Here is a 10,235-nt window from a genome sequence, read left to right on the forward strand (position 1 = left end):
CGTGTGCTCTTCCGATCTATGTTGGCCAGCCTACCATTCGCCTACATGTGGATGATGCCGTCACAGTTGGAGGAATTTTCGCAAAGCCTTATTGCAGTGAGCCTCTTCATTTCGAATTGGCTGTTTGGGGCCGAGACCGGATATTTTGAATCTGCTGCGGAGCTAAAACCACTCCTGCATACTTGGAGCTTGGCAGTAGAAGAACAATATTACTTTTTGTTTCCCGTTTTTCTATTGGCGATCTGGCGGTTTGGGCGGCAAAAAGTGTTCTATGTTATTCTGGTCTCTGCCATCCTTAGTTTGCTCTTGAGCGAATGGGGCTGGCGCAATGAGCCTGATATTAGCTTCTATTTCACTTTTTCCCGATTTTGGGAGCTGCTCGTAGGTTCAATTTGCGCATTTCTACTCTCGGGCAGGACGATAAAGCCAAACAATCTGCTTAGTCTGATTGGCCTTGCAGCCGTGATATTCGCGGTGTTCGTCTATGACCAAACGGTCCCATTTCCAAGTGTTTACACTTTGGTTCCTGTTACTGGTGCGGCTCTGATTATCTTGTTCGCAGGTCGCGGCACATTTGTTGGATCGCTGCTGTCAATGCGTGGTTTGATTGGCGTCGGACTGATTTCTTACAGTGCGTACCTTTGGCATCAACCACTCTTCGCATTTGCTAGACTACGCTCCATTTCCGAACCAAGCAGTCTGTTGATTTCGGCACTTGCTATTTTGGCGTTGGTGCTCGCGTGGGCAACATGGCATTTTGTCGAACAACCATTCCGACAACGTTCGCGGCCAGCTTTGCCTACCCAGAAAAGCGTATTTGTTGCCAGCGCAATCGCCGGGGTTGCTTTCATTGGAATCGGGCTGGCGGGACAAATCTCAGGTGGTTTTCCGGTCCGCTTGAGTGTTGAATTGCAACAAATTGCATCCGCTGAAGAGGAACGTTCGGGGCGCCAATGCCTGTTCAATGAGAGAAAAGGTTTGCCGGATGCTCCAATTCCAGAATGTGTCTTCCCGTCAGGGGAATCACAGCCCACAGTTATGATGATTGGAGATAGTCACTCCAACGCTATGAACGAAGAATTAAGCAAATTGCTGCTGAACAATGGACTTGCGCATTATATGACAACTTATATCGGCTGCCCTCCAATCCCAAAATTACGTAGATTTGATAGGGCAGAGGACCATGACTGTGCGGGCTTCAATGAGGATGCTTATGCCTTCGCCGAGGCAGCGAATATCGATACGGTTGTTCTGGCTGCACGGTGGCCGCTGTTCTTAGAGGGAAGCCGTTTTGACAATGGAGAGGGCGGGGTTGAATTGGGGGCGCCAGCGGTTGTTGATTTGAATGACCGAACCACTGCAGATCGGGACGAACAGGACCGCCGTGAGAGAGTATTGAGGTCCTACGAACGCGAAATCAAAGGGCTGTCCGAACGCTTCAATGTTGTCCTTGTCTATTCTGTCCCCGAAGCTGGTTGGGACGTGCCGCAACGTGCGTTCAAACAAATTCTGTTTGGTTCTGTCAACGCTCCCGTCAGCACATCCTATGCTCGCTATCTTGCTCGGAATCGCGATGTTGAAATTCTTTTTGATAAACTAGTTGCTGAGAGCCCGCGTATTCAGGCCGCGCGGATACAGGACGCGTTGTGCTCTGAAGCGACTGGGCGCTGTGTCAATGCAGATCAAGGTGGGGTCTATTACTATGATGACGATCACCTATCAAGCACTGGTGCTGCACGCATTGCGCCCATTATCCTTGAGGCAATCAGGGCAGTAACCCCGCGTCGTCAGTTGAATTGATATCGTACGTCAGGCGCTCACGGATGGCCGCTCAATTCGTTCAGCGGCTTGCACCCTAACCATTTTCGCACTTGCTTCTTTGACATGAAATGCGCCGGCAAGAATACGGCCTCCAGAAAATAGCGACAAAAATAGGTGAATCAATTATGAAACCGATTGTTATCATTGCCGCTTGGAGCAGCGGCTCGACCGCTGTCGCGGGGTATCTGGATGCTTGCGGTGGATATAGCTGCCCGCCGCATTTCCGTACCAATGACACCAGGACCCCAACGCATATGAACCTTTGGCTTACCAAGCGGCGTTGGGGAAGCTTTTTGATGAAACGTTGCTCAAGGAAGTTGGAAAACAGCAGGATTTCATTGTCTGGTTTGATGCGTGGTGGGCAGAACAATGCGATGAAGCGGCGCGTCAGCACCGCACACATATCGTTCTCAAACAGCCCTTGCAGACACTCTTGTTGCCCTTTCTAAAGCAACGCATCGACCCCATATTTGTTTTTGTCACCCGGCCGCTCAAAGACATCGAGAGAACGCGCAGACGGCGCAATTGGCCTGCTGTTTATGGTGCCGCTGGCGCAGATGCGCTCTATAAGGCCGCCTTCAATTTCTTGGTCGCTAATGGCTGCCCCTATCTTTCAATTCCTTATGACGTATTCCGATCAGACCCTGAGTTAAGGCGGAAACTCATTGATTTTGTGGAGCTGGAGCCAACCGACGAAATGCTTTCCTTGGCCGAGGATTTCTTGCGGCCCGCTGGATAGCATGGCGGTACTTCGCAGATAAGACCTGCGCATCTAGTCCAGATTGACCGCGTAGCGGATGCCAAATGTTTCCAAGCCCGGGTTCACTGACTGCAGGTCTGCATTCGACCGATGGTCATAGAGCACCGTGATGCTTGCCCCGTTCTCAAACCTGTACCCGGCACCCACTGCTGATCGAAATTGCAATGCGCCACCAAGATCAGGTCCGTCGCCACGGACATGCAGGCCGGGCATCACGGACGCCTCAAAAAAGAACCGGCTTTCAAGATGTCTCTGGGAAGTCCATTTGGCGCCGACGCCCACCCACATATCGCTTTCGTCTGTCAAAGAGCCCCCGTAGGTTATCGCGAAGGGCCCATAGGATTGGCCGCTGTCAAAGCCGAGGTAGACCTCTTGACCCAACTGCCTTTCATCGAAAAGGACGTTCGCGGCCTGAAAGTTCCATGTTGGTGGGCCGTAACGTGAATCCAGACAGCCGGTTGGGCAGTCATTGAGGATCATGTCGCCAAGCCCGAGGATGAAAAATATTGCAGCCAGAGTGCCGTCCATTGTTGTCGTCCTTCAATCGTCAGGCGCGATCAGTCCAAGACCGCGCAGATAGATGCCAATGCCGGTTTCGAGCAAATCCTCGGGTGGGAATGGGCTTTTGGTGCCGGGATTGGCGCGTGCAAAAAGTTCAACCACACCATGGCTCAAGGCCCAAATATGGGCGCTAAACATCTGTGGTGGCGGTCTTTTTTCAATCGGAATGTGTTGGCTAAGCTGTTCGGCGGCTTTTTCCAGAACCCCCATCGCGCGGGTTGCAACCGCATGCAGTTCCGGTGAGCGGTTGATCGAAATGCCACTTTCGAACATCGCGATATAGTAGCCGGGGTACTTGCGCGCAAAGGCTAGATAGGCCCGGCCCGTTGCTTCAAATGCGGCGAGTGCAGAGGGTTGCCCATCCCCAAAGGCATGTTCCATCAGGTCGCCGAAAAGCTCATAGCCTTTATGTGCAGCAGCGGCGATCAAGTCCTCGCGACCTTCAAAATGGCGATAGACGGCGGCGGGGGTCACGCCGGCTTCGCGGGCCGCCTCTGAGAGGGTAAACCCGGTGGGACCGCGCTTTTCGATCAGGGTCAGACAGCCCATAATCAGTGCTTCGCGCAGATTGCCGTGGTGATAACCGCGTTTAACCATGCCAGAGGTCAGGGCCTCCGATGATTTCCGCGTCAAGCGGGGTGAGTGCGCTTGCGTCCTTGCGGGCGTAGTCAAGCTGCGACAGGATATAGCGGATCACCTGCACCCGCGCACGCCGTTTGTCATCGGCACGGATCACAGTCCAAGGGGCCACATCACTATGGGTTTTCGTAAGTGTTTCATCAATTGCCTTGGAATAGGCATCCCATTTTGCCAACCCAGCGACGTCAATCCAGCTGAGTTTCCATTGCTTGAGCGGATCGCTTTCGCGGTCCAGAAACCGCTTCATTTGCGTTGCACGCCCAACGTTGAGCCAGATCTTAATCAGTGTGATCCCCTCGTTGACCAACATGTTTTCGAACTCAGGCGTTTGGGTGAACCAGCGGTCGCGTTGCTCTGGCGTACAAAAGCCGAAAACATGCTCTACGACGCCCCTGTTGTACCAACTGCGATCGAAAAGCGTCACTTCACCTTCGGATGGTAGATGTTTGATATACCTTTGAAAATACCATTGAGTTGCCTCAACATCCGAAGGCTTCGACAGGGCGACGATTTTTGCATGACGCGGGTTCAGATTTTCGCGAATTCGCTTGATCGTTCCGCCTTTGCCTGCCGCATCCCGGCCTTCAAAGACCACGGCGATGCGTTGGCCTGTATCACGCGCCCAGGCTTGCATCCGCACCAGCTCAATCTGGAGCGCGGCGAGTGCGTCTTCATATGCGTCACGCTCCCAACGCTGGTCATAAGGGAAGGCTGGATCGAGAATGTCACCCTTGCGGCCCGCCATGATCGCATTGCGCACGTCTTCCGGGGCCTCGTCCGCGAAGTAACGGCTGATACCTCCGTCAAAGGGTAAATCCATGAAAACTCTCCTGAATGTCTGCCTATCTATATGAGGCTTAACATTGCAAAGCGCAATTGCAATGCGGCTTCAGCGGTTGAGACCCGCGCGCGCCGCTGCGCGATCAATGGCGGCAATCACGCGGAGCGGTGCCGCATGATGTGGCATGTGACCAATACCGGGCAACCGAGTCGTATTCACCTGACGTACAATCTTTTCGATTTCTTCGGCATGGATACTGATCGGCACTGTTTCGTCGGCTTCACCGTGCACAAATTCGATTGGCAGAGTTAATTCCGGGTAACGCTTTGCCATCTCGACCACATGCGGGCGCAGCGTGTTCACCTGCCGGATGTTTGCGCGCATGCTGTCCGCGCGCAGGGTCAGGTCGGTGCCAATGTAGTTGCTGTAACCTTCAGGTTCGGTTTGCGGGGCGAAAGTGCTCTCGATCCTGCGTGCGACGATGCTTTGCGGCAGCAATGCCGACAGAAGCGGGATTGTCACCAGCCCGCCAAACACGCTGCCATTGACGGTGTAATAGGGGTCCAATTCGCCCGGCCATGGCATGGCAACCCCGGCAAGCGACACCACTGCCTTGGCGTTCACGGGTACGCCTTCATCCAGCCCTGCCAATGCCCAGGCCAACGCCACGACCCCGCCATAGCTGTGACCGGCGACAATCGGATCGGCAATCCCGATTTCGGTTGCGGCTTCACGAAGCATATGTGCCTGGTCAAGCGGGCTGGCGCCTTCGACTTCGGTCAATCCGTTTTCGACATGCGGAACGCGATCCGTATATCCCAAGCCGGGCCGATCGAACGCTGTTACGGTGTAGCGATCAGTCAAACGACGCATCAGATCAAAGGTGAATTCGCGCAAGTTTCCGCCTGCACCATGCAGTAAGATCAGATGCGGCCCGCGACCTTCCTGCACAAAATGGACTTTGCCGCCTGTCACATCGATGAAGGAGCCCAGCGGGGGGTAATTTACCTCTGCCTGTGCTGCGCGTTGTTTGGTACCCACAGCCGTAAAGGCCGCCCCAATGGCGATCGCAATAGCGGATACTGTCAACGTCTTAACGACCAATTTTATCCAACTCAAAATGGGTGGTCTGGTAAATTTCGTTTATCCAGTTTCCATATAGGAGGTGTGCGTGACTTCGCCACCTGTTCTGCGGCTGTTGGGTTGGGTCATCATCCGGATAATAGTTCATCGGCACGTTGATTGGGGTGCCTTCTGCGATATCGCGGTCATATTCCTGCTTGAGCGTGCCACTGTCATATTCAAAATGGTTGAAGATATAGAGCGCACGATGGGCAGGGTCTTCAACCAGCGCAGGGCCTGATTCGTCACTTGTAATGAGCGTTTGAAGGCCCCCCACGGCATCAATCTCGTCCTGGCGCATCTCGGTCCAGCGACTTACGGGGATCACGCAATCATCAGAGAAACCCCGCAGAAAAGGCGACGCGGGCGCCGTGTTATGATGCCGGAAACAGCCAAAGGCCTTATGGTCCAACAAGTGTTTTTGCACACCATGGAAATAGTTTATCATTGCCATCCCGCCCCAGCAGACGCCAAAGGTGGAATGCACATTGGTTTGTGTCCATTCAAAGACCTCTGTCAACTCATCCCAATAGGTCACCTGCTCAAAGGGAAGATGTTCGATCGGGGCGCCGGTGATGATGAGCCCGTCATACTTGTGGTCTTTGACTTCTGAGAACGGGCGGTAGAACTCTTCCATATGCTCGGCGGCGGTGTTCTTTGTCTGGTGCTCTGACATGCGCAGCAATGACAGCTCAATCTGCAAAGGTGTCGCCCCAATCAGTCGCGCGAATTGATTCTCGGTCTGGATCTTCTTTGGCATCAGATTCAACAAGGCAATCCGCAGCGGGCGGATGTCCTGACGGGCGGCGGTGTCTTCATCAAGCACCATGACGCCTTCTTGCGACAACACATCATAGGCGGGCAGGGCGGCGGGCAATTTAATCGGCATCGGTTATTTTCCTGATAGGAGGGCAGAGATAGGCGGCTTAGCTGCGCATCTCAAGGGCGTCAGCAATCATGCTAACAAAGCCCTCCTGATCCTTGACGGCCTCAACCGCCTCCTGCGGGACGGTAATACCCCATTTCTCGGCCATAGCTTTATAGCGCGGCTGGCGATGCGCCAAAGCCTTCGCAAAGGCCCAGCGGATGAAGTCATCGGGGTCTACCGTGTCAGAATGGGCGTTGAATTCATCCAGATAAGCCTCCCAAGTAGCCAGCAGGAAAGCCGGATCATAGGACATCGGCTTGGGTTCCTTGTCAAAGCGACGGATTAGCTCTGCCGTATGCGCCTCGGTCCCTTCAATCCAGACCATCAGCGTATTTGCGGCCAGATCGGTGAGGACCGGATCGACGGGGTTGTCGGCATCCACCCACTCGCAAATCGAGCCACCGGTGTCACAAATGAAATGCGGATATTGGTAAAGCGCGACAGAGCGGTCAATGAAATACTGCGTATCTAGCAAGGCGGCGATCTCAGACTGCTGAAACTCGTCCTGACGGCGCGTATATTCATCCCACGGCAGCCCACCCAATCCGGGATTGCCCGGCTTTCCGAGATATGACGACATCGGTTTGAGATCATCAAATGATATATTTGAGCCGATGTAGATCGAATTGGAGCGTAGAAGATCGCGCAGAAACGGCACTTTCATCGCCTCACGCTTGGCATTATCGGCGATTTTCTCACCCATGTAGCGGGTGCCGATCCGGTAATCGATCGAATAGTGGAACCAGTCGCCGGTGCTGCGGAGCATGGTCGACAGATATGTTTTGCCCAAACCCGACATCGCAAAGAGCAAGACACGCTTTTGCGGGGCGTTGCGCCATTCAGATGCAGATGCATAAATCATGGCGCTGTGGGTAACGCCAAGGCGCGGTTTCTGCCAGCATTTTTTGCGCCTTGCATCTGCGTCTTCGAAACAGTCGCCTCAAAGTGTATCCTGAAATGCCAATCATTCCGCGCCAATGCCTCCTTACCCCAGGACCGATGGCCAATTCGCATCAGCCGCAGCAATATGTCCCGCCACATCACGCAACCAACGACGACGCACGCTGGTCGAGAAATTCAGGTAGAGCTTGCCATCAACTACGGTCCAGGCTTCCGGCACGGTTGGCGCGGTATAGCCCTGACTTACAGCATAGGCACAATAGCCACCGTATTGCGGGGCGTAGGCCAGGGGATCAGCGGCAAAGGTATCGCGGTTATCAACACTGCTGAAGCGCCACGTCACTCCCATATAGTCAAATGTAATTCCAGGATCGCCTGCAACCGGACGGTCTTCCTTGAAATAAGCGACGACGTCTGATCCATCAACGGCAATCCCGTCTTCCGCATAGACCTGATGGGTGGCCGCCATGGCGCTGCGGGCGATAATAGTCGCTGCGGGTGCGATCATGGCGAAGGTTAAAAGGTGGCGGCGTGTGATCGTCATGTCGGGGTCCTCCATCGGTATCATTTTGGTTTGCTTGTCCTTAGTTGGGGCAAGGCCAGTGCCAAAAGAAAGGGGCCACACAGACATGTGACCCCGTGTTGCAATCGCGATTGAGGGCGGCTGGCACTCCCTTCCTTATCATCTTGCCCGGAAAACTCCCGCCGGAGGCATCTGCCGCCCGCGGTGACCGCCTTACGCCGGCGACCCGATCATACCCCGCGCCAGATCCAGCCGCCACCCAAAACGCGGCTGCTGTCGGTGTCATAAAACACGCATGCCTGCCCCGGAGAGACCCCCTGTTCCGCCACAAGCAGTTCCACTTCCGCCTCGGTCTCCGAGATCGGACGCAGAACCGCATCCGTCGGCGGGCGCGTGGAACGCACACGCACTGCGATTTGGCGCTCAGTTTGGTCCATCAGAGTGCCACCACCAATCCAGTTGATTTCCCGGATCGGGACGCGGCGCGTGGCCAGCAAGTCGCGCGGGCCCACAACGACCTGTTTGGCATCCACATCAAGTTTCACAACATAGAGCGGGTCCGAAAGGCCACCGATCCCCAAACCGCGGCGTTGACCAATCGTGTAGTGGATCACACCCCTATGGGTGCCAAGCGCATGACCTTCTGTATCAACAATCTCTCCGGGCGCGGCGGCACCGGGACGCAGCTTTTCAATGACAGCGGCATAATTGCCATTGGGCACAAAGCAGATGTCCTGACTGTCGGGCTTGTCAGCGACACGCAACCCGTATTTGCCGGCCAATACGCGCGTCTCTTCCTTTGAGGCATGATGCCCCAAGGGAAAGCGCAGATAATCCAACTGTTCCTGGGTGGTGGAAAACAGGAAGTAGCTCTGGTCCTTGGTCGGGTCGGCGGCAGAATGAAGCTCAGCACCGGCACCACCCATCTTGCGCTGGATATAATGGCCCGTCGCCATGCAATCCGCGTCGAGATCCTTTGCGGTCTCCAGCAGATCTTTGAATTTCACACGTTCATTGCAACGGATGCAGGGTACGGGTGTCGCTCCAGCCAAATAGCTATCCGCGAATTCATCCATCACGGCTTCGCGGAAGGTGTTCTCATAATCGAGCACGTAGTGGGGAAAACCCATGTCTTCGGCCACACGGCGGGCATCGTGAATATCCCGACCTGCGCAGCAAGCGCCCTTTTTCGCAAGCGCTGCGCCGTGATCGTATAATTGTAGGGTGACGCCAACCACATCGTAACCTTCTTCTGCGAGCATGGCGGCCACGACAGAACTGTCGACGCCACCGGACATGGCAACAACCACGCGTGTCTGCGCAGGCGGCTTGGCGAAGCCCAATGAATTGAGCGGGGAATCAAGTGACATGCTTTGTCCAGAAAATAAGGGTTCCGCGACAAAATATAGGAAAAGGCGGGGCACTCTCAAGGGGGCTACACCGCTCATTAATGCACATGCGTCATATTCGCGACTGGAGTGCGCTAGGAAAGGGGAAATTATGTACCTACGCAAAGTGGAAGGACCGCGATCAGTGACCTTGCCCGACGGCAGGATCATGACACGGGCAGACTTGCCAAGTGAGAAAACACGCCGCTGGGTCGCGTCGCGTAAAGCAGCCGTCGTGCGTGCAGTTGTGCATGGGTTGATTACGCAGAAAGAGGCGCTTGAACGATATGGCTTGTCAGAAGAGGAGTTCGACGGGTGGAAAACCGCAGTGTTGAACCATGGTGAAGCGGCCTTGAAAGCAACCAATCTGAAACGCTATAGACAACCCTAGGTAGAAATGCAATCGTTCCTCATGATAGTAACCAGAGATTAACCTTTATCCGGTTAGTTACAACTATCAAAAAATTTGAGTGGAGAACTCTCATGCGTGTGTTGCTTGTTGAAGACGACCCGACGACCTCTAAAAGTATCGAGTTGATGCTAACCCACGCCAACCTGAACGTCTATACGACGGACATGGGGGAAGAGGGGATCGATCTTGCGAAACTCTACGATTATGATTTGATTTTGTTGGATATTAACCTGCCCGACATGAACGGACATGAGGTGTTGCGTCAACTCCGCCTCAGCCGCATTGATACGCCTATATTGATCCTCTCAGGGGATGATGGGACTGAAAGCAAGCTAAAAGGCTTTGGTTTTGGTGCAGATGACTATCTGACCAAACCCTTCCACCGCGAAGAACTCGTGGC

General features: G+C 54.3%; 12 protein-coding genes. 4 read left to right on the top strand and 8 right to left on the bottom strand.

Features of this window, described 5'->3' with window-relative positions; translation table 11 throughout:
• Together ACFDSS_RS11325 and ACFDSS_RS11330 are read left to right on the top strand one after the other, a co-directional pair.
• The coding region (locus ACFDSS_RS11325; RefSeq protein ID WP_375255850.1) for an acyltransferase family protein at nt 1–1,800 on the top strand (1,800 nt) is incomplete at its 5' end.
• A 283-nt stretch (nt 1,801–2,083) separates the two neighbouring features.
• Nucleotides 2,084–2,560, top strand: a complete 477-nt coding sequence (locus tag ACFDSS_RS11330; RefSeq protein ID WP_375255851.1) for a hypothetical protein — start codon at nt 2,084–2,086, stop codon at nt 2,558–2,560.
• Nucleotides 2,561–2,593: 33 nt separating this feature from the next.
• On the opposite strand, the gene ACFDSS_RS11335 is transcribed toward ACFDSS_RS11330, so the two are convergent.
• The 8 genes from ACFDSS_RS11335 to mnmA all read right to left on the bottom strand — a co-directional run bounded on the left by ACFDSS_RS11335 (nt 2,594) and on the right by mnmA (nt 9,405).
• Complete coding sequence (locus ACFDSS_RS11335) at nt 2,594–3,109, bottom strand: acyloxyacyl hydrolase (RefSeq protein ID WP_375255852.1); 516 nt, start codon at nt 3,107–3,109, stop codon at nt 2,594–2,596.
• Between the two features lie 12 nt (nt 3,110–3,121).
• Nucleotides 3,122–3,739, bottom strand: coding sequence for a TetR/AcrR family transcriptional regulator (locus ACFDSS_RS11340; RefSeq protein WP_375255853.1), 618 nt, complete (start codon nt 3,737–3,739; stop codon nt 3,122–3,124).
• Nucleotides 3,732–4,601, bottom strand: coding sequence for a polyphosphate kinase 2 (gene ppk2 / locus ACFDSS_RS11345; protein ID WP_375255854.1), 870 nt, complete (start codon nt 4,599–4,601; stop codon nt 3,732–3,734). The genes ACFDSS_RS11340 and ppk2 overlap by 8 nt, the downstream gene beginning before the upstream one ends.
• A 69-nt stretch (nt 4,602–4,670) precedes the next feature.
• Complete coding sequence (locus ACFDSS_RS11350) at nt 4,671–5,651, bottom strand: alpha/beta fold hydrolase (protein ID WP_375255855.1); 981 nt, start codon at nt 5,649–5,651, stop codon at nt 4,671–4,673.
• A 4-nt stretch (nt 5,652–5,655) separates the two neighbouring features.
• Nucleotides 5,656–6,573, bottom strand: a complete 918-nt coding sequence (metA, locus tag ACFDSS_RS11355; protein ID WP_375255856.1) for a homoserine O-succinyltransferase — start codon at nt 6,571–6,573, stop codon at nt 5,656–5,658.
• Between the two features lie 37 nt (nt 6,574–6,610).
• Nucleotides 6,611–7,474, bottom strand: a complete 864-nt coding sequence (locus ACFDSS_RS11360; RefSeq protein WP_375255857.1) for an ATPase — start codon at nt 7,472–7,474, stop codon at nt 6,611–6,613.
• Nucleotides 7,475–7,597: 123 nt separating this feature from the next.
• The gene (locus ACFDSS_RS11365) at nt 7,598–8,080 is read right to left on the bottom strand and encodes a YHS domain-containing (seleno)protein (RefSeq protein WP_375255858.1); all 483 of its coding nucleotides are present in this window, start codon (nt 8,078–8,080) and stop codon (nt 7,598–7,600) included.
• Between the two features lie 185 nt (nt 8,081–8,265).
• On the bottom strand, nt 8,266–9,405 hold the full coding sequence (gene mnmA, locus ACFDSS_RS11370) for a tRNA 2-thiouridine(34) synthase MnmA (RefSeq protein ID WP_375255859.1): 1,140 nt from the start codon (nt 9,403–9,405) through the stop codon (nt 8,266–8,268).
• Nucleotides 9,406–9,535: 130 nt separating this feature from the next.
• Here mnmA and ACFDSS_RS11375 point away from each other — a divergent pair, with 130 nt between their 5' ends.
• Both ACFDSS_RS11375 and ACFDSS_RS11380 read left to right on the top strand, forming a co-directional pair.
• Entirely contained in the window at nt 9,536–9,814 is a 279-nt protein-coding gene (locus tag ACFDSS_RS11375) for a DUF1153 domain-containing protein (protein WP_375255860.1), read from the top strand.
• A 92-nt stretch (nt 9,815–9,906) separates the two neighbouring features.
• Nucleotides 9,907–10,235: response regulator (locus tag ACFDSS_RS11380; protein ID WP_375255861.1), on the top strand; the 329-nt coding region annotated here is incomplete at its 3' end.

It is taken from the genome of Yoonia sp., assembly GCF_042093035.1.
Lineage (GTDB): Bacteria > Pseudomonadota > Alphaproteobacteria > Rhodobacterales > Rhodobacteraceae > Yoonia.